Here is a 23,660-nt window from a genome sequence, read left to right on the forward strand (position 1 = left end):
TATGGTTAAACAATTGTAGGGGCGCATTCCGTGCGCCCGTCATTACACGTACAATCATCCACAACCATGATATACTGTAGTTGGTCGTCCGCATGGTCAAATACAAATACGGATGAAAACGGACGGCGAATCGCCGTCCCTACAAATCAAATATTAACAATTTATGAACGCCCTGCTCATCTTTACAGTGTGAGCAGTTGAGCAGTTGAGCAGTTGGACAGTGCTCCGATACTGTAATGTATAAGCTAATCCAAATACGAAAGGAATTTTATTATGAGAAACTACAGCACACAAATGGAAGCCGCTAAGAAAGGCATTATAACTCCCGAAATGAAAAGAATAGCCGAGAAGGAATACATGGATGCCGAGACTCTCCGTTCAAAGGTCGCAAAGGGCGAAGTTGCTATTCCCTGCAATGTACGTCACACTTCCATTGATCCCGAGGGTATAGGAAGCGGTCTTCGCACCAAGATAAACGTAAACCTCGGTATCTCGGGCGACTGCAACAACTACGACAACGAGATGAAGAAGGTACAGCTTGCCCTTAAGTACGGCGCAGAAGCTATCATGGACCTCTCTAACTACGGCAAGACTAATACCTTCCGTACAAAGCTCATCGAGATGTCACCTGCCATGATAGGCACCGTTCCAATGTATGACGCTATAGGCTACCTCGAAAAGGATCTTCTCGAAATCACTGCCGAGGACTTCCTTAAGGTAGTTCGTGCCCACGCTGAAGAGGGTGTGGACTTCATGACCATACATGCAGGTATAAACCGCCGTGCTGTTGAAGCTTTCATGCGTGACAAGCGTAAGATGAACATTGTATCAAGAGGCGGTTCTCTCCTCTTTGCGTGGATGATGATGACAGGCAACGAGAACCCGTTCTACGAGCACTATGACGAAGTTCTCGATATACTCCGCGAGTTTGATGTTACAATAAGTCTCGGTGACGCACTCCGTCCAGGATGTATAGACGATGCTACAGATGCAGGTCAGATATCCGAGCTTATCGAGCTTGGCGCACTTACAGAACGTGCATGGGCAAAGGATGTACAGGTAATGGTAGAAGGTCCCGGACACATGGCAATGAACGAGATAGCCGCTAATATGACCTTCCAGAAGCGTATCTGTCATAACGCTCCGTTCTATGTACTGGGACCTCTCGTAACGGATATAGCTCCCGGATACGACCATATAACATCTGCTATCGGCGGAGCTATTGCTGCTGTAAACGGTGCGGACTTCCTCTGCTACGTAACTCCTGCAGAGCACCTGAGACTGCCTGATATAGACGACGTTAAGGAAGGCATTATGGCAAGCAAGATAGCTGCTCACGCTGCCGATATTGCAAAGGGTATACCTCACGCTACAGATGCCGATAACGCTATGGCTGAGGCTCGTCACAATGTTGACTGGGATGCTATGTTCGATGTTGCTATCGACCGTGAAAAGGCTCAGGCTTACTTCGAGAGCACTCCGCCTGCTGACCGCCATACATGTTCTATGTGCGGAAAGATGTGTGCTGTACGTACAACAAATATGATACTCAACGGAGAGAAAGTAGAGTTCTGTTCCGAGAAGTAGAAAGTAGTGTAGGGGGCGATGCCCACATCGCCCCGATAATTTACATATTGTAAGGCAGGGCTGATGTAGGCATCAGCCCCTACATGGTATCAGGGTTGCATGTGGATGTACGTGCGCCCTTTTCTTTTTCAACTGCTCAACTGCTCATCTGCTCACACTGTAAAGATGAGCAGGACGTTCATAAATTGTTCACATTTAACTTGTAGGGGGCGATGCCCACATCGCCCCGATAATTTACATATTGTAAGGCAGGGCTGATGTAGGCATCAGCCCCTACATGGTATCAGGGTTGCATGTGGATGTACGTGCGCCCTTTTCTTTTTCAACTGCTCAACTGCTCAACTGCTCACACTGTAAAGATGAGCAGGACGTTCATAAAATGTTCACATTCGTGAACGAAGAGCGCAGAAAGCAGTGTAGGGGCCGCCTTCGGCGGTCCGTTGTATATGACCGTATGTATTGGATTATGCGGGCTGCCAAAGGCAGCCCCTACAATTGATTCATCATAATTTGGTTATCACGGGCGCACGGAATGCGCCCCTACTGCTTTCTACTTTCTGATTTCTGAAAACTAAAGGGGCGATGTAGGCATCGCCCCCTACACGGTATCAGGGTTGCATGTGGTTGTACGTGTGCCAACGGAACGCCGAGGCGTTCCGCAGATAACCATATAATTATGGTAAAACAATCATAGGGGCGCATTCCGTGCGCCCTTTTCTTTTTCAACTGCTCATCTGCTCACACTGTAAAGACGAGCAGGACGTTCATAAATTGTTCACATTTGATCTGTAGGGGGCGATGCCTACATCGCCCCGATAATTTACATATTGTAAGGCAGGGCTGATGTAGGCATCAGCCCCTACATGGTATCAGGGTTACAGGTGGATGTACGTGTAATGACGGGCGCACGGAATGCGCCCCTACTGATTTCTGAAAACTAAAGGGGCGATGTGGGTGACTCCCCACAGTGTGGGGTAACTCCCTACAGTGTAGGGAGATGTCAGCAAAGCTGACAGAGGGTCATCGCTCCTGTTAGGAGATGTCAGCGAAGCTGACAGAGGGGACGGGCGACGGTTAGGAGTCGCCCCCTACTGATCTCTGATTTCTGAAAATTAAGGATAAATTTTAAAAAGCGGTTGAAATTCCCGATAATTTATGTTATACTAAAGTGTGTGGTCTTTTTTCGGTAAAATCTTTTGCCGAAAGGGACGTTATTACGGTACGGCAGTCCGCCGAACAAGCTGCTGCCTCTGCGCCTGATACGCAGATCGGAGATAAATATGATAAGTAATTTCATCAGCATAATGGCTCAGACTCCCGAAGTCGAGCCTGTAGGACTTTTCCCATTCCCCCTTCCGATACACCTTGCTTTCTGCATCATCTCGCTCATCTTCTTTGTTGCAAGGTTCGTTTCAGAAAAGCATATATATCAGCTCATCTTAGCTGTTGCGATACCTCTCTCGCTCGCTATACATGTATCCGAGGAGAGACTTCCCTTCTACGCTCTCGGCATCATCGAGGGCATACTCCTTCTTATCGCTTTCATCGCTTACCTCTTCCGTAAGAAAAAGCCCGAGGAAGAACAGGAGAGCAACTCATGAAGATAGCTGTTCTGGACTGGTATACAGTCAACATAAACGGCGATATCCCAACTTCTCAGCTTGAAGAACTGGGCGAGGTAAAGGTCATCCCCCTTACTCCTCCCGAAAAGACCGCAGAGAATATCGGCGATGCGGATATAGTTCTCTGCAACAAGGTCCTTATCACAAAAGAGGTAATGGATGCATGTCCCAATATAAAGTACGTGGGACTCTTCGCAACAGGCTACAATAACGTTGATGTGGACTATGCCGCAGAAAAAGGCATTACCGTATGCAATGCGGGACAATATTCCACAAATGCCGTTGCACAGCAGGTTTTCGCCTATATACTCGACCACAGCAGCCGTATACGTGATTACGATAACGCTGTAAAGAACGGCGAGTGGGAGCGCTCTCCCTCATTCTCATACTTCCCCGTACCTACATTGGAACTTGCAGGAAAAACTCTTTCCATTATCGGCTATGGCTCTATAGGTCAGAAGGTCGCTGAGATAGGAAACGCTTTCGGCATGAACATCATCGCTTCATCACGCACAAAAAGAGACTGTCCCTATCGCTGGGCGGATACCGATACTGCCGTAAGAGAAGCGGATTTTCTCACCTTCCACTGTCCCCTCACGGAACAGACAAAGGGCATGATAAATGCGGAACTTCTGGGAAAAATGAAGTCCTCGGCAATACTCATAAATACATCAAGGGGCGGCGTTGTGAACGAAAAGGAACTCGCCGATGCCCTTAACTCGAAAAAGATAGCAGGCGCTTATCTGGACGTTCTCGAAAAGGAACCGATGTCCCCCGATACGCCTCTGAAAAATGCGGAGAACTGCGTCATAACTCCACATACGGCATGGGCACCCTTCGAGACAAGAAAACGCCTTGTAGACATCGTATGCGGCAACATCAGAGCATGGATGGATGGTTCTCCCGTCAATAAAGTCAACTGAAAGAAGCTTTGATATGAGAAATATTTCGGAAAAAAAGCGTATAGTAATAAAGCTCGGAACTTCCACTATCGCCCACAAAACGGGCAAGCTAAATATACGCAGAATGACAAACCTCGTGAGAGTCATCTCAGACCTTCACAACTCGGGACGTGAAATAATCCTCGTTTCTTCGGGTGCTGTGGGACTGGGTGCAGGTAAACTGGGACTCCCCGAGAAACCTAAAGAGACCAAAATGAAACAGGCTGTTGCGGCTATCGGTCAGTGCGAACTCATGCACGTCTATGACGATATGTTCGAGAAATACAGCGTTACTGTTGCTCAGATACTCCTTACCAAGACCATTATCAACAACCCCAACCACTGCGAGAACTTCAAGAACACTATAGAATCACTGGTTGGTATGGACGTTATACCTATCGTAAACGAAAACGACACTATCGCTATCGACGAGCTGGAACTTGAAATAGGCGAGAACGATTCCCTTTCGGCTCTTGTTGCCGAACTTTCGGGTGCAGACCTTCTGCTGATACTCTCGGATATAGATGCGCTCTATGACGATGATCCCCGTCTTAACCCGGATGCTCAGCCTATATCCTACGTTGAGAAGATAACTCCCGAGATAGAGGGCATGGCAGGCGGTGCAGGCACTTCACTTGGTACAGGCGGAATGTCCACCAAGATAAACGCCGCAAAGATAGCAACTTCGGCAGGCATCGACATGGTCATCATGAACGGCCGCGATCCCGAAAAGCTCTATGACCTCTTTGAGGACAAGGAGATAGGTACCGTCTTCAAGGCTATAAACTAAAATAGTTGTCAGAAATCAGAAAGTAGAAAGCAGTGTAGGGACGGCCATTGGCCGTCCGCAGATAACCGTGCATATATGGTTAAACAATGTGTAGGGGCGCTTTCCGAGCGCCCGTGATGACCAAACACAATTATGGAACCCCTGTAGGGGCTGCCTTTGGCAGCCCGCATGATCCAATATATACGGTCAGATACAACGGACCGCCCAAGGCGGTCCCTACAAGGTATCCGGGTTACATGTGGATGTACGTGTGCCAATGGGACGTCGGGACGCCGTCCGTTTTCATCCATATTTGCATTATACATGCGGACGACCAATGGTCGTCCATACAGGGTGTCAGGGTTACGGGCAATTGTACGAATACCCACATTAAATCCGTCCCCGACAGGGGACACCACAGACTAAAGGCTGATAGCTGAATAAGAGGTGTGTTATGAATTATACAGAAGAACTCGGACGTAAGGCTAAGGCTGCTGAGCCTGTTATAGCTTCAGCGTCAACAAAGTTAAAGGACAGCGCTCTCGCTGCGATATCAAAGGCTCTCATCGAAAACACAGACCTGATAATCGCCGAGAATGCCAAGGACATCGCCGCTGCTAAGGAAAACGGCATGACCGATGCAAAGATAGACCGCCTGAAACTCGATAAGTCACGCATCGAAGGCATGGCTAAGGGCGTGGACGAGCTTATCGCTCTTAAGGATCCTATCGGTCAGGTTACGGACGGTTTTGTACGTCCAAACGGTCTCAGGATAACAAAGACAAGAGTTCCGCTGGGCGTTATAGGAATAATCTTCGAGTCCCGCCCGAATGTTACCGTGGATGCCGCTGCACTCTGCCTCAAAGCAGGAAACGTTGTCATCCTCAAAGGCGGAAAGGAAGCTATAAACTCCAATATCTGCCTCGGCAGCATCATGCGTAAGGCTGTTGAATCACAGGGACTCCCTGCCGATGTTATACAGGTAGTCGAGAATACTTCCCGTGAGACCACTACCGCCCTCATGAAGCTCAACGGCTATGTGGACGTTCTTATCCCGAGAGGAAGCGCTAACCTCATACAGGCTGTTGTACAGAACGCTACAGTTCCCGTTATCGAGACAGGCGCAGGCAACTGCCATGTTTACGTTGATTCCTCGGCTGACCTTGATATGGCTGTCGAGATAACCGATAACGCTAAAACTCAGCGTCCCTCTGTATGCAACGCTATAGAGAGCCTTCTCGTACATAAGGATGTGGCTGAGAAGTTCCTTCCCATGATAGCTGAACGCTTCAAGGAACACAACGTCAAGATATACGGCTGCGACAGAACTATCGCTATTCTCGGCAAGGACATCGAAAAAGCTACCGAGACCGAGTACGCTACCGAGTTCAACGATTTCATCATCGCAGTCAAGGTAGTGGACGATATCGACGAGGCTATCGCTCACATAAGAAAATACAGCACAAGACATTCTGAATGTATCGTAACAAAGTCGCTGGAGAACGCTCAGAAGTTCCAGCGTCAGGTAGATGCCGCTGCGGTCTATGTAAACGCTTCAACAAGATTTACCGACGGCGGAGAATTCGGCTTCGGCGCTGAGATAGGCATTTCCACACAGAAACTCCACGCACGCGGTCCTATGGGACTTACAGAACTTACAACGTTCAAATACCTGATCGACGGAAACGGTCAGATAAGATAATTCTATTTTTATTAGGAGGCTGCAATGGCTATCAGAAAAGATCTGGACGATATGCTGAATAACCTTAAAGGCATTCCGTCCGAGCCTGAAAAACCCAGAACTGAACTTCCTAAGCTGCGCCGCAAGACTAAGTTTGATAATATGTCTGTCGACGACCTGCTTACCGCCATCCACAACGAGGAAGCACATGCAGAACAGGAAGCTCCTGCCGAAATACCTGCGGAAGAGCCGCACCTTAAGGCAAGTCAGGTAGTAGTAAGCGAAGAGCTCCCCGACTATGAGGCTATGCGCCATGATGCTCTCGAGCACGACCGCATAGAGCGTGAACGTGCCTACGCTGCCGCAGAAGAAACTGTACGCAGAGAACACGAGCATACTGCTGCCGAAATGTTCGCCGCAGAAAATGAACCCGATATTGCTCAGGACGCCGATGCCGCTATAGCTCAGCTCAACAAGCTCACAAGCGGCAGAAAGAAAGGTCTGTTCTCATTCCTGAAAAAGGAAGAGGAAGAAGTCCCCTCATTTGAGGAAGCTGTACCGCAGAACGCTCCCGAGCCTGAAGAAACACCTCAGTACACAGAGCCGAAGTACGAGGAAATGCCTCAGTACACAGAAGAACCGCAGTACAATGACGTACCTCAGTATACGGAAGAGCCACAGTATGAAGAAGTTCCGCAGTATACCGAAGAACCTGTGTATGAAGCACCAGTACAGGACGAGGAAGGTCCCTTCAGTGCCGCTCAGGAGGAAGAATATGTACACCCTGCTGAGGAGCCTTACGATAAGGAAGCCGCTGCGGATGAGGCTCCCCTCCTCTCGGACGATACCAACGCTGAGGCCGAGGCCGGTGATGAGATAATACCTCTCACCCTTCCCGAAGCTCCCGCACAGACCGACTATTTCTCGGGATTCAGCGACGATGCAGAGGATGAGGTTCAGGAAGAACCTGTTATCGACTTCACAGAAACTCAGGAATCTGTTCCTAACGGAGTTACACAGTTCTACGAGGAGCTGATAGTTACACAGTCCTCAGGCGGAAATGCAGCCGGCTACAGCGGCACATACCCTGTACAGTCCGAAGGCGGTCCTTCTGTGGACGAGCTTATGGATGCTGCTATTGCTGCCGTACACGAGGAAATGCACGATACAGAGCCCGATGATGATACTTCTGCCGTTGACAATATGCTGGAGGGCATCCGTGCTGATGCTGCCGACGCTATCGCAGATATCGAGAACCGCTCCGATAATACCGCAGACGAGTTCGCTTCAGAACCCGAAAAGGAGGCTGTACCCGAATTCACTGCTGCGCCTCCCGAGCCTATATTCCCGAAAAACAGAGTTACTTCAACCCTCGGTCAGATACTCGATGAGGATCCCGAGGATATCATAAACGCAAGAAGCGAAAAGACTGAGGACGACTTCGCTGTTCCTCCTGCAAAGGGCGGACTGAAAAAGAAGATATACACTATCCTCGGCGTTATATTCGCAGCTCTTGCCTGCGTAGGTCTGTTCACCGTTATCTCAAAGGGCATCGGCTATCTCGGAAGCTTTACCTCGGGCGAGGTCAAGAAGGACGGCTTCACGGATGTTATCTATCCTGCCGTTATCATGGATATAGAGTCCTTCAATGATCCCTCGGAGCTTACCTCCGAACAGGTAATTACTGCCGCTCTCTGGTCCATGATAATGGACGACGAAGCTATGGAGCCATATGAGCGTACATTCGACGTTGCTTCAGTTCCTGCGGTAGACGTTGAAGCTTATGCAGTAAAGATATTCGGCGAGAACATCCCTCAGCTCACTCATACAAACGTAGGTCCTGCCGAGGCAAGATTCTACTACAATGAGGAGAACAAGGCTTACAATGTTCCGATACGCCCCATAACCTTCACATATTCGCCAGATATCAAGTCCGTAACAAAGAACGGAAACGAGTATAAAGTAGTTGTAGACTATATCAACGAGCTTCCATCATGGATGGAGACTACCTCATCAAAGCAGGTAGAGTTCACCCTCCTTGAAGTAAACGGAGGCTATCAGATACACGCAATGAAGGTTCTTTCCGCAACTGCTTCACTTTGATGATCATCCCGCAGACTTTCAAGCTCTGCGGGATTTGCAGTATACAAATCTATCTACAGGAGACTATTATGGATAATTTTGCAGAACAGCTCGTAAAAAAACAGTACAGCAGCAGCGATAAGATAAAAAAAGTCGCTGTGGCTGTTATCGGTATCATCCTTACCGCAGTCTTTGCAGTCGGTTCACTTATGACAAACGGACTTGCTATGCTTATCGGTCTGCTTATCGCTATTGCTGCGGCTGTGGGTACTTTCATGCTGATACAGAATATGTACGTTGAGTATGAGTATACCTTCACTAACGGCGAACTGGATATCGATAAGATAATCGCCAAGAAAAAGCGCAAAGAGATGCTTACGGTGGATATAAGAAAGTTCACCGACTTCGGCAAGTACGATGAAGCAGGCGACGAGTCCTCGGATATGACTGTTATCTTCGCTTCCGACAATATCGCATCCGGTGAGTACTTCGCCGACTTCACCCACGAGGAATACGGCAATACACGACTTGTTTTCTCTCCCGACGAGAAAATGCTCGACAATATCAAAAGAACTCTCCCCGGCACCCTGCGCCGTAAACTCTCCGAGGACTGATACAGTTAAAGTTATACATGCACTTATATCGGGGGAAACCTTTCTGAGGAAAGGTTCTCCCCCGAACCCCTTTCCAAAGACTTTTTGCCCCAAATTTTCAGCCTGACATGGCGCTCACTCACAGTATCACTAAAACAGTAGTTTTACAGGAGCGCCATGTCAGGCTGAAAATTTAAAGTAAAGGCTCCGGAATGAGATAGGATAGACCTTCTCAGAGAGTCCACCCCAATAGTACATGTAAAAATTACTGTACCACTATACGAAAAGCGCCTGACCATGCTTCTGCAAAAGTCAGGCGCTGTTTTTTTCTGTCAGCTGAGAGTTACTGGAAGTCCGTTTATCTCGATCGTTGGATCGTCAATATCTATAAGCAGGCATCTTCTGCCGTCCACTACGCTTGTCCTTACCTTATCCGCTGCGGAAGGCTTGATATTCACCGTTATTCCCGGAGCTGCAAGAACTGTCTTGTTCTCAACCAGATTGGACGCAGTAAGCGGTGTGTTTCCGCAGACCTTCTCGAATACAGGTGCTACCATTTCAACTCTTTCCTGCGGAACACCGATATCCGTGAGGATATCCTTAAGACGGAGATCATCGATAACTGTCTTATCGGTCTCCTCCTTGTTTTCTTCAACAACTTCCTGTATTTTCTCGTTGACGGTCTTTATTACCATATAGTCCAGATCGTCCCCTACTACGTTCTTAAGTATGCTCTGGAAGTTAGCCTTCTCGTTTTCGGCGGACATCACAAAGGTACATCCGAGAACGTCCTCTATGACCGAGATATTCGGCTTTGACGCAGATTTTGCGTAGTACATAACGTGGTTTATATCACTGCTTCTGTTGCTGAATACAGGGTAAAGGAATCCGTCCGAAGGCGCCTTGCTGATGATGAGCTCGGTGTTCATTTTCTTCATTATCTCATTGTTGAAGGAATCGAAAACGAATCCGTCGCTTCCTGTGTTCACGGGACAGATAGCTGTAAGCAGATAGTTGTATATCTCGTCCTCGCCCTCTGCGTACTCGTCATTCTTGTCCTTCTTACGGATAGTGTATGTGCAGTAAGCTGTGATGACTGCAAAGGGACCTGTATAGGCTATATTATTTGCAATGTGGTTGAGGAAATTCTCACAGAGCACCTCGTCCTTAAGCTCGGAACGCAGAAGAGTGTAGAGCATCTCCTGCGGCTTGCCCTCCTCGTATGCCTCATTCGGGAACTCGTATTCAACAAAGGACTTGCCTACGTTTGTGTTAAGGACTTTTTTAAGAGTCTCATCATATACATCATGCTCCTCTACGGGCATGGTAAGACATGAATTCACATGGTGATAGCGAAGGTTCTTTTCAGCGTCTATGAAGCCTGTAAGTACTCTTTCCATTATGAAAAAACCGCTCTTGTCGGAAAAATTCTTTTTTATCTCTGCTGTCTCTTTTTTATTCATGATATAACTTCCTTTCTTGTTTCGTGCCTTTTTATTATACATCATCCGAAGAAAAAATGCAAGAGTTGTAAGCCTACAGGAGTTTATATGTGTTTTATTGAGCAGAACTATTTGAGAAAGATTTCTTCTCGATCATTTCAGAGCCTTTACTTTAAATTTTAAGCCTTACAGGGTACTCATGTAAAACTATCAGTTTAGTAATACTATGAGTGAGTACCCTGTAAGGCTTAAAATTTGGGGCAGAAAGTCTTTGGAAAGGGGTTCGGGGAAGAACCTTTCCTCAGAAAGGTTTTCCCCGATAAATTCACATAAACTCCTGTATGCGTACAACTTTTATAATGCACCTTTCATGATGCCGTCAAGGATAGTGTTGTTCCACGTAAGATCATTTCTGCGGAATATACCGAAAGAATCCTCGCCGCCTGCAAGCTGTCCGTTATCCCAGATAAAGCACTTGATTCCATTGGTATTTGCAGCTGAGATATAATAGTTGAAATAATCTGCTCTTGTCTGGTCGTCTGCTGCTGCCACACATCCGAACTCGGTTATAACAACAGGTACTCCCTTATCGACGAACATCTGCTTTATCTTTGCGAATTTAGCGTCCAGTTCGCTTGTTTCGGAAACTCCGAATGATGTGCTTTTACCTGACGAGAATTTCCACGGTGCATAGTAGTGGAGGGACAGCGCTATGTGATCGTCCTTAGGTATCTCCATGTCCTGCATTGCGCTTACCTCTGCGGATGCCGCATAGGTAGTTACAAGGAGTGTGCGGTCCTGATTCGAGCCGCCTGTATTTCTTACCGTGTTGACAAAATCCTTTGCATAGCGGTTTATAACATCCCTTTCGGCAGATGTACCGCCTGTCCATTCATTATTGCTTCCGATAGTACGGGGTTCGTTCATACCCTCGAATATAAGGTGGTCGTCATAGTCTGCGAAATACTCGGCTATCTGCTTCCATATAGCCTTAAGGCGCTTGCTGTCGTTTTCATACTCTGAATCCGTCGGGTTGAACCATATATAGTCATCGTGGTGCATATTGATTATTACGTACATGTTCTCGCTGAATGCATAGTCCACAACTTCCTTTACACGTCCAAGCCACTCGGGCTGTATCGTATCGCCGTCCATATGCTCGCCCCATGTAACAGGTATTCTTATGGCGTTGAAGCCTGCTTTTCTGACGTTCTTTATCATGTCGGCAGTTGCTTTAGGGTTGCCCCAGCCTGTTTCGGTATCGAGACCTGTATTCTCGGTGTTGTAGGATTCAAGTGAATTTCCCAGATTCCAGCCGACCTTTATTTCCCTTAATATCTCATTTGTACTTCTGAAGCCTGTTTCGACTTTCTCGGGACGCTCTGTAGTTTCCTCTGCCGCAGCCTCGGGTGGAGCGCCTGTACTGTATTTTATCATTACGGAATCCAGTGTTACAGAATCCTGCTGACTCCACCAGTATCCCAGTGAAAGCTCACTGTCATACCTTGCAAATTTCTTTATCCTGTCGGGAAGTATCCACGTCAGTGAAAGTTTGGAGTCGTTTGTGAACACAGCCGAATCGGGTGACTGATACTTGCTTTCGCCTCTTTCACAGCCGAAAGCTCCCGTAAACTTGCCAAGTGTACCTGCACCGCTTATATTGTAGGTCACAGCCTGTATGACTGCATCCTCGGGGAGCTGGTCCTTAGCGGAGAAACGGATGAATTTATCATCGCCGTCATATCTTACGCTCTGTCCGACGTTTACAGCAAGAGCGCCGTCAACGGGTATCTCCTTTGTACGGGTGTAGGTACAAACAACGCTGTCAAGGCGTATGCTCTCTGTATTTCCCCACCAGTAGCCGAAAAGCACCTTTCCGTTAGTGGAGATATAGTCCTTTATCTCATCCGGAACGTTCCACGTTATCTCTCCGTATTTTCCCTGTGTAGGAGCGGAGAAGTCTTCGGACTGATACCAGCCGTCATTAGTAGCCACAGGACAGCTGTTGTTTACAGCAATGCCGCATCCGCCCTTGAATTCACCTATATCCCTGTCATCGGGAGAATAGATTATAAACGTGAACGACTGTATATCATCGCCGTCCTCGATAAAATCGGAGAGAGGAAGGAGAACTGTATTTTTTCCTTCTGTCCGTTCTATTATCTTATCGGGAGTAGTCTGGGTTCCCATAGAGGAAGTTACTATCTCCTTTAAGCTTACGTTCTCTGTATGCACTTGCGTGACGACCTCCTCTGCATTGTCGGGGACAGCAGTTGATTTTGGGGCTCTGGTAGCGTTGAATTCTACATGTGAATCAAACGACAGATCATCCGATGAACGATCGGTCTTGCCGCCGCAGCCTGTAACCGAAAACGCAACGGTCAACGCAGCAGCGAGTGATAAAAATTTTTTAAACATGGTAGTGCCCATCCTATATTTATATACAATGTTTATATATAAATAGATTATAACATGTTTTTTCATAATTTGCAATAGATTATGCAGGTTCTAACAAAAAAACAAATAAAAAATATGTTAAATTGTTTGTTTTGACATTGTGGTTACAAATTGGATTAGCCCTTGACAATTCAGGAAATATATGTTAGAATAATGGCGTTGTATTGTATCCTCTTAAGAGGAATAATAACAAGGAGGAATTTAATAATGAAAACAAAGTTCGACACCAAATCACTGGTATTGCTCGGTCTGTTATCGGCTATCGTTATCATCTTCTCATTTACACCGATAGGCACTATCCCGATAGGACCGCTTTCCATCACCCTTAATACCATCCCGATAGCTATTGCAGCTGTTGTCCTCGGACCCATAGGTGGACTCATCGTGGGAGCCGTATTCGGTTTATGCAGCTTTCTTCAGTGCTTCGGAATAGGCGTTCTCAGCGGTATGGGCGCTGCTACACTTCAGATCAGTCCTGTACTGACATTCGTTCAGCGTTTTGTTGCAAGAGCTCTCGACGGATTTATCGTGGGATGTCTCTTCAGACTTATCGCAAGATCAGGCAAGGTTTCAAGAGCAAGCTTTATCACAGGCTTTTTCACAGCATTCCTTAATACACTGTTCTTTATGGGTGCTCTTATCCTCTTCTTCGGAAACTCGGAGTACATCCAGAACCTTCAGGGCGGAAAGAACGTTCTCGCATTTGTTATCGGTATGATCGGAGTAAATGCACTTCTCGAACTGCTGGCTACAACTGTAATAACAGGTGCTGTCGGAACAGCGCTTTATAAGGCAAAGCTCATACAGCTTCCCGAATCCAAAAAAGAATAAACAAATGATATGATACAACAAAAGCGTCCCTGACAGCAGGGGCGCTTTTTTATCTCTTGTACCTTTTCGCAGAGCGCATTTCTCTTTCAAATCTGTCATCTGCACTCTCATTTTCAAACAAGACATAGCTGTACCTGTTCTTGTATCTCGCAAGGTACAGTTTTGTTTTCCAGCTTGCCGAATCAGGCAGACGTGTCATGAACCTGCCCTCGGGTGTGTAGTACACAGCATAGTTGTAATAATAGGTATGATGCTTGCCGTGATGCTTTACAACCTCTATATGGTCCACATCTATCTCGGCGCACTCGATACTGTCATCAGCCGAAAGCCATATGCCCTGTCTCACAAGGAGGACTATATATACTACCCCGAATACAAAAAATACACCAACAATTACCAGAACTGTCGCATATTTTTCAGTACTGGAGATCAGCGTTATCAGACTTATCACTATCGGAGCAATAAGCATTACGAGTCCCGTGCCTTTTCCAACACTTTTTGAAGCGTCAAACTGTTCGCGTTCCCTTCCCGTCATCTGCCTCCAGACAAGTTCCCTTGCACTTTCTATTTTTTCACGTTCCTCTGCTCTCGGATGATTTATTATCAGATAAGCTATGATATGCACGGCTATGAATATCAGCGCCATTCCGAGAAACAGTATAGAATCGGGATCATAAATACCGATAAAGATCGCCGCATAAGAAGTCACCAGAGCTATAATAAACACTATGTGTCCATATCCGCGGAAAGGATGCTTGTATTTTAGAAAAAACATTTTATTCTTCTCCGTAATCTCTGAAGCATATATTCATATCAACTCTGCCTGAAACTCCGGGGACTGTTCCGTCCGAGGAGTACTGCCATATCCTGAAATCATAGTAGTATGATGGTTCTCTTCCGTATTCCGCAAGCCAGAAATCATAGTCCTTTACCCTCGGAAGGTCAAGCTTCTTCATGGCTGTGTTCTTGTTCTGATATATCATGGGAGTATAGCCTGCCGAACGTACTCTTTCACAGAATGCCACACAGCAGTCTGCAAGTGTATCTACCGATACGGAATCTGTACGGGCATGGTCGTCTGCTATCATTTCCCAGTCGAATACAACGGGATAGGTTATGTTACAGCCCTCTATGGCGTTCAGTACGGTATCCGCTTCCTCAATTGCTTCTTCGGTATTGACTGCCTGCGAGAAAAAGTATACCCCGACTTTTATTCCTGCGGCATCTGCTTCACGGATGTTCTTTCCGCAGCTTTCGTCCATCTCTATGATGCCGCCGCCGTATGTACGATAACCCACACGGATTATAGCAAAATCAATACCTGCTTCCTTTACCTTTTTCCAGTCTATCTCTCCCTGATGCTGGGAAATATCGATTCCTGCATAGGATACTATCTCGTTGTTGTCCTTGTAGAACGAATAGCCGTTTCGGCTCACAAGCTTGTCCATATCAAGCTCACTTGCAGGTACATCGCCGTATACAGGGATGAAAGTCTCACCCAGTGCGCTGTCGTGGACGAGTATCTTCTTGCCGTCAAGCTGATAGAAGGTCTCTTCCTTTTCTATCACGGGACGTGAGCGTATCTCGGGATCTTCCGATACATTTGTGCTTGCAGGTACTGCTCTGTTGTTGTCCCTGAGAAAGCATATCCATATGATAAATACCGACATTACAAGTATTATTATCGCTTCGAGTATTGCTATCAGTCTAAGTCTGAAATTCTGTGATCCTGACATTTTATCCTCCGTTTGTCTTTTAACTTGAAAAGGGGGAGCTCCCCCCTTGTAATAATGATATCACATTTTTCGTCAGATGTAAACACATCCCGTCAGAATTTACATTATTTTTGCATATGATACTAACTCAGATAACGCCGAGACCGTCCAGAAGGAGCTTAAGTCCGATGACTATGAGTACCGCTCCGCCTGCTATCTGCGCCTTGTCATCGTACTTGCTTCCGAAGCGGTTGCCTATTACTACTCCAGCAAGACAGACCGCAAATGTTATCGCTCCGATGACAGATACCGAGAACAGAAGCTTTGCCTGCTCTGCTGCAAATACGATACCTACCGCAAGTGCATCTATACTTGTAGCTATCGCAAGGAGTGTTAGTTCCTTTATGTCAAGCCTGTAGACCGATGTTTCCTTTTCCTCATTGCGGTCTTTTATGGCCTCGAATATCATCTTTCCGCCGATAAAGCCAAGCAGTACAAATGCTACCCAGTGGCTGAACCTGCTCATATATGCCTCGAAGCGAACTCCCAGCAAGAAGCCTATTATCGGCATCAAAAACTGGAAAAAGCCGAAGAATAATGCTGTTATCACCGCTCCCCTGCGGTCTATTTTTTTCATGCAGAGTCCCTTACAGACCGAGACGGAAAAAGCATCTGATGCCAGTCCGAATGATAAAAGTACAAGTTCAGTTAAACCCATTGCCAAAAACGTCCTTCCAAAAAAAAATCGGATACCTTCGTACCCGAAAAGCAACTCAGGTACAGCCGGAAAGCCATACATGAGTCTCATTATTTAATGCAAAACCGGATCTTCCGATCAGTATGTCGGCTTGCCACACAGCCATGCTGTGCTAACTACTCCCTCACATTTACAGCTTTTATTATACATTATATTCAGGAGCAAGTCAATAAATAACCGTTTTATAATACTAACTCAGAGAACGTATTCCATTATGTGATCGTCCATAACATAGCCGTTTCCGATATCTGTTACAACGTCCTCGGCAACTGTGAAGCCGGTCTTTTTGTAGACTGCTATCGCCTGTTCGTTATGCTTGTTTACAGTAAGATAGACTCTCTTTTTACCTGCCGCAAGAGCTTCGTCGAAAACTCTGTGAAGCATTTCCGTAGCTATTCCCCTGCCTCGCTTATCCTTTCTGAGATAGAGCTTGCTAAGGAAGAAACGGTCGTCCTCCTCGGGTTTAACTGCGATATATCCGCAAAGCTCGCCTTCATCACGTACTGCAAGGTAGCTGTATCCCTGTTTGTCTATCTGGTCGCACATTGCGCTGAGGGACTGGAATTTATCCACCATATAGTCTATCTGTCCCACGGTTATGATTCCTATGAAGCATTCGTGCCATATTTCGTCCGCAAGCTCAGCCACCTGACGAAGCTCGGGAAGGTATTTAACTCGTTTTATTTCAACAGCCATATCCATACTCCTTTTCTACAGTGGTTTATGGGGATATTGTGGGAGATCTTCCGGGAAGGTCTGCCCTATCGCATTCCGGAGCCTTTACTTTAAATTTTCAGCCTGACATAGCGCTCACTCACAGTATCACTAAAACAGCAGTTTTACAAGAGCGCTATGTCAGGCTGAAAATTTGGGGTAGAAAGTTTTAGGAAGGGAGTTTGAGGGAGAACCCTTTTTCAAAAGGGTTTCCCTCAACAATTCCCCCATATACCCACTTACTCCTCGTCGGGCATTTCCCAGTTGTGATAAACGTTCTGAACGTCATCGTTGTCCTCGAGGTGCTCAAGGAGAAGGTTCATCTTCTTGATATGCTCCTCGTCGGTAAGAGTTGTATAGTTAGCAGGAACCATTTCTGCTTCTGCTGAAAGTACGTTGTATCCCTTTGCTGTAAGAGCTTCACGGACTGCACCTACGCTCTCGGGAGCGCACTCGATCTCTACTGTCTCGTCGCTGATATCAAAATCGTCGCCGCCGCACTCGAATACATCGTCCATTACCTTGTCCTCGTCGAGATCTGTGTTCTCAAGGATAACTATACCCTTTTTCGAGAACATGAATGATACGCATCCGATAGTACCGAGGTTTCCGCCGAACTTATCAAAATAGTGACGAACTTCGCCTGCTGTACGGTTTCTGTTGTCTGTAAGGCACTCTACGATAACAGCAACGCCGTTAGGACCGTATCCCTCGTATGTGATATTCTCGTAGTTGTTTTTATCGCCGTCGCCTGCAGCCTTCTTGATTATACGGTCGATATTGTCGTTAGGCACGTTGTTTGCCTTAGCCTTTGCTATAAGATCACGGAGCTTGCTGTTATTGTTAGGATCGGGACCGCCCTCCTTGACAACAACTGTTATCTCTCTGCCTATCTTGGTAAAGATCTTACCCTTTGCAGCATCGGTAGCTTCCTTCTTACGCTTGATGTTATTCCATTTTGAATGACCTGACATTGCTTTTACACTCCTATCTGTGAAATTATTTTATTTATCTCACGATCTTCAGGTTCTTGAAATATCGAAGCAAATTTTTCCATGAGTCCTTCATCAACGTAATATGCATCGGTCTTTCCTTCGCTGACCAGCGCATTTCTTCCATCGATCCTCTTTTTCCAGAGTTCATCATCAATGCTCAGATAATGAAGTTCATGTTCAATACCTTCAGAATCGTAGAATCTCTTTGCGTATTCTCTTTCAGCCTCAGTCCAGAATCCCCAGTCGAGAACCACATTCACTCCTGCACGGATAAGCCGGACAGACTGTTTATATAAGTAACTTCTTGCTCGTTCCACATACATATCAAGCTTATCCCCTGCTTCATTATTGAACAGGGCAAGCGTCAGCTCGTCAATTGACAATATAACGCCGTTAAGCTCACTGCACAGCTTTGCTGCGTATGTTGATTTTCCGCTGCATATCTTTCCGCATGTCATTACTACCTTAGCCATTCTGTACCTCAGTTTCCTCAGGCATCATGACTTCAAAAAGCTGAGTTATCCTCTCATTCTGACCTGTAATGTACAGGTAGCCGAAAAGGCACTCTATAGCTGTAGCCCTGCGGTATTGCACAGCGTCTGCGTGTTTCGGAACAGTGTTTCCCGTGGCATTGCGTCCCCTTTTCAGCACTGAAAGCTCGTGCTCGGTAAGCTGTTCGGAGAGTGCGTCATAGGCATCGGACTGAAATTCCGCACACACAAGTCTTATTTTTGCAGAGTGAAGCTTTGCAACAGGCATATTCGCCTGACGCAGAAGATAGTCCCTTACAAGTGTATCATACACACTGTCACCTAAAAAGGCAAGACTCAGCGGACTGTAGGTATTAGCTTCACGTTCTGATAAATATTCTCTGTTCATATCAGTATACAAAGTCAAACTCGAAGCCCTCGATACTTACCGTATCGCCTTCCTTGACGCCCATTTCTTCAAGCTTTGCGATAATTCCGCTGTTGATGAGAACTCTCTGGAAGTATTGCAGTGATGAATAGTCATCGGGATCGACGGTACGCATTATAGGCTGTATCCACGGTGCTTCAACGTAGTATACATCGTCCTCTACCTCTATGGTGAACTTCTTGTCCACGCCCAGCATCTCGTCAAGCTCTGCCTGCGGGATAGGTTCAGCCTCATACTCCTTGATAGGAGGGAGAGTTTCAAGGACTTCGGCTATCTTCATTACGAGTTCCTTTGTGCCCTGAGTAGTTGCGGCTGAGATACAGTAGAAAGGAAGTCCCTTTGCCTCGATGAAGCTCCTGAGATCCTCTATCTGCTCCTCTGTAGCCATATCAGCTTTATTTGCGGCAACTATCTGCGGACGCTCTGCAAGTTCCTCGTTGAACTTAGCCAGTTCTGCGTTTATGATGTCGAAATCCTCCTTGGGATCGCGTCCCTCGATGCCTGAAACGTCGATAACGTGTACTATAAGGCGGCATCTTTCAACGTGGCGGAGGAATTCGTGACCAAGTCCCACACCGTCGCCTGCGCCCTCGATAAGTCCCGGGATATCCGCCATTACGAAGGAACGCTCCTCGTCAGTTCTTACAACTCCGAGGACGGGGGTAAGTGTAGTGAAATGGTAGTTTGCGATCTTTGGCTTTGCGGCGCTCACAACAGATATAAGGGTGGATTTTCCGACATTCGGGAATCCCACAAGTCCCACATCCGCAAGGAGCTTAAGCTCGAGAGTTACCTCGAACTCCTCGCCGGGATAACCGGGTTTAGCGAATTTGGGTATCTGTCTTGTAGAGGTGGCGAAGTGGACATTTCCCTTGCCTCCCTGACCGCCTCTTGCAAGCACCTTCGGCTCGTCTGTGGACATATCCGCCATGATACGTCCCGTATTTGCGTCGCGGACGAGAGTACCTCTCGGCACCTTGACTATAAGCGGCGGAGCGCTCTTGCCTGTACAGTTGCGGGCTGAACCGTTCTGACCGCGTTCTGCGACGTATTTCCTTTTATATCTGAAATCGATGAGGGTCGAGAAATTATCGTCGACCTGAAAGACAACGTCTCCGCCTCTGCCGCCGTCACCGCCGTCAGGGCCGCCTGCTGCAACATACTTTTCGCGGTGGAATGATACTGCACCGTCACCGCCGTCGCCTGCTTTGATCTTGATTTTTGCCTGGTCTACGAACATTTTACGACCTCCCTGATTTTCTAAAGAAAAATCCCAAGCGAAAGCTCGGGATTTATTTGATCGTTGATCATTACTGCTCTGTATATACAGAAACCTTCTTACGGTCGCGGCCGTAACGCTCAAACTTAACTCTTCCGCTTACTGTAGCGAATAATGTATCATCAGAACCGATACCTACGCCCTCACCTGGGTGGATGTGTGTACCTCTCTGACGAACGAGGATATTGCCAGCCTTTACGAACTGACCGTCAGCTCTCTTGACGCCGAGTCTCTTTGCCTCAGAATCACGGCCGTTCTTTGTAGAACCAACACCCTTTTTATGAGCGAAGAACTGAATACTGATCTTTAACATACTTACACCTCCGAAATAGTGATTTTGATAGTGTCAGGAAATTCTTCAAGTATCATACCAAGCTGTGCAACAAGGATGTTGAGCACAGCCTCCGAATGTTCATCGGGAGCTTTGACATTGAGATCGATCTCATCGTCTACTGCCGAGACTTCAGCATCGATACCGAAGCCGTCGGTTATGATATTTGCAGCCATAGACACTGCTGTTGATACAGCCGCACAGACAATATCGTGTCCTTTATCGGCATACTCAGCATGTCCTTTGACTCTGAATCCCTTCTTGAATCCGTCGGATTCATAAAACTCTGCTTTGATCATAGATCTTAAGCCTTGATAGACTCGATCTGTACCTGAGTGTAAGGCTGTCTGTGACCCTGCTTCTTCTTCTCGCCCTTCTTAGGCTTGTAAGTAAATACAGTGATCTTCTTAGCCTTGCCGTTCTTAAGAACCTTAGCGCTAACAGTTGCACCGTCAACATAAGGTGTACCGATCTTAAGACCATTGTCTGCTCCGAGAGCTACTACCTTGTCGAAAGTAACTGTCTCATCAGCCTCAGCTGCGAGCTTCTCAATGAAAATAATATCGCCTTCGTTAACCTGATACTGCTTTCCGCCTGTTTCGATAACTGCGTACATTTGCGGCACCTGCCTTTTCAATAAACTCGCTGCAGCAGGCGTGTGATGGCACAACTTTAAAGCCTGTTTACAAGCGGCAATATTATTTTATCATAATTTTCCGCTGTTGTCAAGGATTTTTTGCAGTTTTCCGAGTAGATGACGAAAGCGGTCAAAGCCGCTGAAATTGTGCATTTTTCACATAACAGAAAGAAAACGGCAGGAGAAGTTCCTGCCGTTCATTATGTGATTTAAACAAGGCTTATGCCTTGATGCTCTCAGGGAGCTTGCTTATGAGCTTAGCATCGTATTTCTGGATACTGAGTGCATCCATAGGTGAAATTCCGTCGCCTCTCTCATAAACGTCTGCGTTATCAGCAGCTTCTTCGGACATAGGATACTTTGTAGCATTAGCGCAGTTCTGGAGAATGAGAAGTGCGTCTGCAAGCTCTACAGTACCGTTGAGGTTCGCATCTCCATATACAACTGCCTTAGAGATAGGAGAATTTGGCGAATCAGTAGCAGGCGCAGCCTGAGGTTCAGGCGCAGTCTGAGGTTCAGTCGCAGCCGGTTCAGTAGCTGTACTGACGGGAGATGTAGTAGTTGCAGGAGCAGCTGTAGTTGTTGTAGGAGCTACTGTTGTTGTAGTAACCTTTTCTGTTGTTGTTACAGGAGCCTCAGTTGTAGTAACTATAGCAGCTGTAGTTGTCTCGGGAGCCTTTGTTGTAACAACAGGAGCAGTCGTAGCAGGAGTTGGTGTAGGAGTTATAACAACTGATGAACCCTTACCGCCTGCATCGAGGTTGCTTCCCTCGCCCGAAGCGTAGAACTGTGAAAGTGAAATACCGTTCTTACCGAGTGCTACCTGGTGGTCAAGACCGATGTACTTGCCGCTTGTTGTCTGCCATAAAGCCTTTTCAAACAGCTCATACTTAGGCTCGTTCCACTTTATCTTTGTACCTGTGCCCTGCTGGAAGCTGAGGTCATCCCAGAGTCCGCCTGTATCACCCGAGTTGGTGTTGAGGCACCAGAATGTGTGGTTGATGTGATGCTTTATCATGTAATCGCGGAGGAGAGTCATCCATTTCTGGTTGTCCTTTCCGTCCATATGTCCGCCCCACTCGCCGATGAGCTCAGGACCGATATCCTCGGCATTGATGTATGCCCATGTATCGTACCAGTAGTCCTTAAGGAGAGTTTCTTCGGTGAAGTTCTTGTCGAACCATGTCTGTGCGTAAACAGACGGACCATAATCGTGAGGTGAGTATACTATCTGTGAAGTACCCTGCTTTGGCTTTATAGGGAACTCTCTTGCGCCGCGGAAGTTACCGCCCCACCATGCGCCGATGTATGGAGAATTGTCACGTCTGTCGGGCATGCCCCAGTAGTCGCCCTCCATAGCGCCGCTCATGGACTGCTCAACACCTTCTACAAGGATAAGAGCGTGTGGGTTTACATCGAGGATAGCCTCTGCGCATCTTGTTGCAGCGTAAGCCCAGTTGTTCTCGTCTTTGGAACCATCCCACTTTGCAGCAGCATCGCCTTCCTGTCCCTTGCCGTGAGGCTCGTTCTTAAGGTCGTAAGCAAGGAGGGTATCGTCGTTCTTGTACTTCTCAGCAAGCCATACCAGTGAATCTATCCATACGTCTGTAGTTACGCCCGCTTTGCCGTACCAGAGGTTGTAGTTGTGGCCTGAGTTGTCGGTATGTGGGCTGTGGATATCGATAAATGCCTTGATTCCGTGCTCCTTGCACTTCTTCATCATGATATCGAATACCTGCATACTGTCAACAGGAGTTTTACCGTCAGCTTCGCAGAAATCCTTGTTTATTGTAAAAGCAGGATCAGCGTTTGCAGAGAAGCTGTTTACCGGTTTTGGCTTACCATTCATCCATGAAACGATAAGCTCTGTGGAAATAGGGAAACGGATGATGTTGATACCGCGGTCAGCGATCTCGGTCAGACAGTCGTCTGCATCAGCGCTCCAGAGGTAATGCGGGCAAGCTTCGTTACAGTTGAAGCCGAACCAGTTCGCACCTGTGAGCCATACTTCGTTTCCGTTCATGTCATAGAGACGGCTTCCCTCTGCGTGGAGCCAGTCGTCGTTTCCGTCATCTACAGCGTTTGCTGTTGTGACAGGCTGCATCAGTACGGGAGCTGCAGAGACTGCACCTGTAAAGGTAAGAGTCATAGCCGAAGCTAAAGCCAGTACTGATCTTGTTAAATTCTTCATAGCTTTTTCCCCTCTCAAGATACAAAGATTTATTTGGTTCATGCAGCCGATGCAGTGCAGTGCAGGACACGGCATACGGGAGCTGTACCATGGTCGTATCTTCTCATTATGATTTTAC

Annotated in this window: 22 protein-coding genes; 8 read left to right on the forward strand and 14 right to left on the reverse strand. The window is 47.0% G+C overall.

All coding sequences use genetic code 11. The features are described 5' to 3' along the window. The first annotated feature begins 273 nt into the window (after positions 1 to 273). The 7 genes from thiC to BT127_RS05005 all read left to right on the forward strand — a co-directional run bounded on the left by thiC (position 274) and on the right by BT127_RS05005 (position 9,296). A complete protein-coding gene (thiC, locus tag BT127_RS04975; protein ID WP_075423926.1) occupies positions 274 to 1,587 on the forward strand; it encodes a phosphomethylpyrimidine synthase ThiC in 1,314 nt (437 codons plus the stop codon). Positions 1,588 to 2,867: 1,280 nt separating this feature from the next. Next, the gene (locus BT127_RS04980; protein WP_075423927.1) at positions 2,868 to 3,188 is read left to right on the forward strand and encodes a hypothetical protein; all 321 of its coding nucleotides are present in this window, start codon (positions 2,868 to 2,870) and stop codon (positions 3,186 to 3,188) included. Then, positions 3,185 to 4,132, forward strand: coding sequence for a D-2-hydroxyacid dehydrogenase (locus BT127_RS04985; protein ID WP_075423928.1), 948 nt, complete (start codon positions 3,185 to 3,187; stop codon positions 4,130 to 4,132). Before BT127_RS04980 ends, BT127_RS04985 begins: the two co-directional genes overlap by 4 nt. Before the next feature lie 13 nt (positions 4,133 to 4,145). Further along, entirely contained in the window at positions 4,146 to 4,940 is a 795-nt protein-coding gene (proB, locus tag BT127_RS04990; RefSeq protein WP_075423929.1) for a glutamate 5-kinase, read from the forward strand. Between the two features lie 433 nt (positions 4,941 to 5,373). Further along, positions 5,374 to 6,621 (forward strand): glutamate-5-semialdehyde dehydrogenase, encoded by a 1,248-nt coding sequence (locus BT127_RS04995; protein WP_075423930.1) that lies wholly within the window; start codon positions 5,374 to 5,376, stop codon positions 6,619 to 6,621. Positions 6,622 to 6,645: 24 nt separating this feature from the next. After that, on the forward strand, positions 6,646 to 8,703 hold the full coding sequence (locus tag BT127_RS05000; RefSeq protein WP_075423931.1) for a hypothetical protein: 2,058 nt from the start codon (positions 6,646 to 6,648) through the stop codon (positions 8,701 to 8,703). Between the two features lie 68 nt (positions 8,704 to 8,771). Further along, on the forward strand, positions 8,772 to 9,296 hold the full coding sequence (locus tag BT127_RS05005) for a DUF6106 family protein (protein ID WP_075423932.1): 525 nt from the start codon (positions 8,772 to 8,774) through the stop codon (positions 9,294 to 9,296). A gap of 311 nt (positions 9,297 to 9,607) precedes the next feature. On the opposite strand, the gene BT127_RS05010 is transcribed toward BT127_RS05005, so the two are convergent. Together BT127_RS05010 and BT127_RS05015 are read right to left on the reverse strand one after the other, a co-directional pair. Continuing rightward, the gene (locus BT127_RS05010) at positions 9,608 to 10,738 is read right to left on the reverse strand and encodes a DUF4317 domain-containing protein (RefSeq protein ID WP_075423933.1); all 1,131 of its coding nucleotides are present in this window, start codon (positions 10,736 to 10,738) and stop codon (positions 9,608 to 9,610) included. 333 nt (positions 10,739 to 11,071) lie between these two features. Further along, a complete protein-coding gene (locus BT127_RS05015; protein ID WP_075423934.1) occupies positions 11,072 to 13,135 on the reverse strand; it encodes a cellulase family glycosylhydrolase in 2,064 nt (687 codons plus the stop codon). 246 nt (positions 13,136 to 13,381) lie between these two features. Here BT127_RS05015 and BT127_RS05020 point away from each other — a divergent pair, with 246 nt between their 5' ends. Beyond that, a complete protein-coding gene (locus BT127_RS05020) occupies positions 13,382 to 14,005 on the forward strand; it encodes an ECF transporter S component (RefSeq protein ID WP_075423935.1) in 624 nt (207 codons plus the stop codon). A 49-nt stretch (positions 14,006 to 14,054) separates the two neighbouring features. Here the strand turns inward: BT127_RS05020 and BT127_RS05025 are convergent, their stop codons facing one another. The 12 genes from BT127_RS05025 to BT127_RS05080 all read right to left on the reverse strand — a co-directional run bounded on the left by BT127_RS05025 (position 14,055) and on the right by BT127_RS05080 (position 23,542). Continuing rightward, the gene (locus BT127_RS05025) at positions 14,055 to 14,780 is read right to left on the reverse strand and encodes a hypothetical protein (protein WP_075423936.1); all 726 of its coding nucleotides are present in this window, start codon (positions 14,778 to 14,780) and stop codon (positions 14,055 to 14,057) included. Between the two features lies 1 nt (position 14,781). Beyond that, positions 14,782 to 15,741: a glycoside hydrolase family 25 protein gene (locus BT127_RS05030; protein WP_075423937.1), complete on the reverse strand. Its 960-nt coding sequence runs from the start codon at positions 15,739 to 15,741 to the stop codon at positions 14,782 to 14,784. A 127-nt stretch (positions 15,742 to 15,868) separates the two neighbouring features. After that, complete coding sequence (locus tag BT127_RS05035; RefSeq protein WP_075423938.1) at positions 15,869 to 16,438, reverse strand: manganese efflux pump MntP; 570 nt, start codon at positions 16,436 to 16,438, stop codon at positions 15,869 to 15,871. Between the two features lie 234 nt (positions 16,439 to 16,672). Then, positions 16,673 to 17,173 (reverse strand): GNAT family N-acetyltransferase, encoded by a 501-nt coding sequence (locus tag BT127_RS05040; RefSeq protein WP_075423939.1) that lies wholly within the window; start codon positions 17,171 to 17,173, stop codon positions 16,673 to 16,675. A 257-nt stretch (positions 17,174 to 17,430) separates the two neighbouring features. Next, on the reverse strand, positions 17,431 to 18,165 hold the full coding sequence (locus BT127_RS05045; protein WP_075423940.1) for a YebC/PmpR family DNA-binding transcriptional regulator: 735 nt from the start codon (positions 18,163 to 18,165) through the stop codon (positions 17,431 to 17,433). A 5-nt stretch (positions 18,166 to 18,170) separates the two neighbouring features. After that, the gene (locus BT127_RS05050; RefSeq protein ID WP_075423941.1) at positions 18,171 to 18,659 is read right to left on the reverse strand and encodes a P-loop nucleotide/nucleoside kinase family protein; all 489 of its coding nucleotides are present in this window, start codon (positions 18,657 to 18,659) and stop codon (positions 18,171 to 18,173) included. Next, complete coding sequence (locus tag BT127_RS05055; protein WP_502687144.1) at positions 18,652 to 19,083, reverse strand: Mini-ribonuclease 3; 432 nt, start codon at positions 19,081 to 19,083, stop codon at positions 18,652 to 18,654. The genes BT127_RS05050 and BT127_RS05055 overlap by 8 nt, the downstream gene beginning before the upstream one ends. Continuing rightward, on the reverse strand, positions 19,067 to 20,344 hold the full coding sequence (obgE, locus tag BT127_RS05060; protein ID WP_075423942.1) for a GTPase ObgE: 1,278 nt from the start codon (positions 20,342 to 20,344) through the stop codon (positions 19,067 to 19,069). Before obgE ends, BT127_RS05055 begins: the two co-directional genes overlap by 17 nt. 70 nt (positions 20,345 to 20,414) lie before the next feature. After that, the gene (gene rpmA / locus BT127_RS05065) at positions 20,415 to 20,696 is read right to left on the reverse strand and encodes a 50S ribosomal protein L27 (protein ID WP_075423943.1); all 282 of its coding nucleotides are present in this window, start codon (positions 20,694 to 20,696) and stop codon (positions 20,415 to 20,417) included. Between the two features lie 2 nt (positions 20,697 to 20,698). Further along, positions 20,699 to 21,013 (reverse strand): ribosomal-processing cysteine protease Prp, encoded by a 315-nt coding sequence (locus tag BT127_RS05070; protein WP_075423944.1) that lies wholly within the window; start codon positions 21,011 to 21,013, stop codon positions 20,699 to 20,701. Positions 21,014 to 21,018: 5 nt separating this feature from the next. Beyond that, positions 21,019 to 21,330: a 50S ribosomal protein L21 gene (rplU, locus tag BT127_RS05075; RefSeq protein ID WP_075423945.1), complete on the reverse strand. Its 312-nt coding sequence runs from the start codon at positions 21,328 to 21,330 to the stop codon at positions 21,019 to 21,021. Positions 21,331 to 21,571: 241 nt separating this feature from the next. Continuing rightward, positions 21,572 to 23,542 (reverse strand): cellulase family glycosylhydrolase, encoded by a 1,971-nt coding sequence (locus tag BT127_RS05080; RefSeq protein ID WP_075423946.1) that lies wholly within the window; start codon positions 23,540 to 23,542, stop codon positions 21,572 to 21,574. Positions 23,543 to 23,660 lie beyond the last annotated feature (118 nt).

Source organism: Ruminococcus sp. XPD3002 (genome assembly GCA_900119535.1).
In the GTDB taxonomy this organism is placed as follows: Bacteria; Bacillota; Clostridia; order Oscillospirales; family Ruminococcaceae; genus Ruminococcus; species Ruminococcus flavefaciens_H.

Excerpts from the sequence above, each read along its gene's own strand:
- BT127_RS05000 (WP_075423931.1), top strand. The coding sequence starts at position 6,646 with ATGGCTATCAGAAAAGATCTGGACGATATGCTGAATAACCTTAAAGGC.
- BT127_RS05010 (WP_075423933.1), bottom strand. The coding sequence starts at position 10,738 with ATGAATAAAAAAGAGACAGCAGAGATAAAAAAGAATTTTTCCGACAAG.
- BT127_RS05020 (WP_075423935.1), top strand. The coding sequence starts at position 13,382 with ATGAAAACAAAGTTCGACACCAAATCACTGGTATTGCTCGGTCTGTTA.
- BT127_RS05045 (WP_075423940.1), bottom strand. The coding sequence starts at position 18,165 with ATGTCAGGTCATTCAAAATGGAATAACATCAAGCGTAAGAAGGAAGCT.
- BT127_RS05040 (WP_075423939.1), bottom strand. The coding sequence starts at position 17,173 with ATGGCTGTTGAAATAAAACGAGTTAAATACCTTCCCGAGCTTCGTCAG.
- thiC (WP_075423926.1), top strand. The coding sequence starts at position 274 with ATGAGAAACTACAGCACACAAATGGAAGCCGCTAAGAAAGGCATTATA.
- BT127_RS05035 (WP_075423938.1), bottom strand. The coding sequence starts at position 16,438 with ATGGGTTTAACTGAACTTGTACTTTTATCATTCGGACTGGCATCAGAT.
- BT127_RS04985 (WP_075423928.1), top strand. The coding sequence starts at position 3,185 with ATGAAGATAGCTGTTCTGGACTGGTATACAGTCAACATAAACGGCGAT.
- BT127_RS04995 (WP_075423930.1), top strand. The coding sequence starts at position 5,374 with ATGAATTATACAGAAGAACTCGGACGTAAGGCTAAGGCTGCTGAGCCT.
- proB (WP_075423929.1), top strand. The coding sequence starts at position 4,146 with ATGAGAAATATTTCGGAAAAAAAGCGTATAGTAATAAAGCTCGGAACT.
- BT127_RS05080 (WP_075423946.1), bottom strand. The coding sequence starts at position 23,542 with ATGAAGAATTTAACAAGATCAGTACTGGCTTTAGCTTCGGCTATGACT.
- BT127_RS04980 (WP_075423927.1), top strand. The coding sequence starts at position 2,868 with ATGATAAGTAATTTCATCAGCATAATGGCTCAGACTCCCGAAGTCGAG.
- obgE (WP_075423942.1), bottom strand. The coding sequence starts at position 20,344 with ATGTTCGTAGACCAGGCAAAAATCAAGATCAAAGCAGGCGACGGCGGT.
- rpmA (WP_075423943.1), bottom strand. The coding sequence starts at position 20,696 with ATGTTAAAGATCAGTATTCAGTTCTTCGCTCATAAAAAGGGTGTTGGT.
- BT127_RS05050 (WP_075423941.1), bottom strand. The coding sequence starts at position 18,659 with ATGGCTAAGGTAGTAATGACATGCGGAAAGATATGCAGCGGAAAATCA.
- rplU (WP_075423945.1), bottom strand. The coding sequence starts at position 21,330 with ATGTACGCAGTTATCGAAACAGGCGGAAAGCAGTATCAGGTTAACGAA.
- BT127_RS05030 (WP_075423937.1), bottom strand. The coding sequence starts at position 15,741 with ATGTCAGGATCACAGAATTTCAGACTTAGACTGATAGCAATACTCGAA.
- BT127_RS05015 (WP_075423934.1), bottom strand. The coding sequence starts at position 13,135 with ATGTTTAAAAAATTTTTATCACTCGCTGCTGCGTTGACCGTTGCGTTT.
- BT127_RS05025 (WP_075423936.1), bottom strand. The coding sequence starts at position 14,780 with ATGTTTTTTCTAAAATACAAGCATCCTTTCCGCGGATATGGACACATA.
- BT127_RS05005 (WP_075423932.1), top strand. The coding sequence starts at position 8,772 with ATGGATAATTTTGCAGAACAGCTCGTAAAAAAACAGTACAGCAGCAGC.
- BT127_RS05070 (WP_075423944.1), bottom strand. The coding sequence starts at position 21,013 with ATGATCAAAGCAGAGTTTTATGAATCCGACGGATTCAAGAAGGGATTC.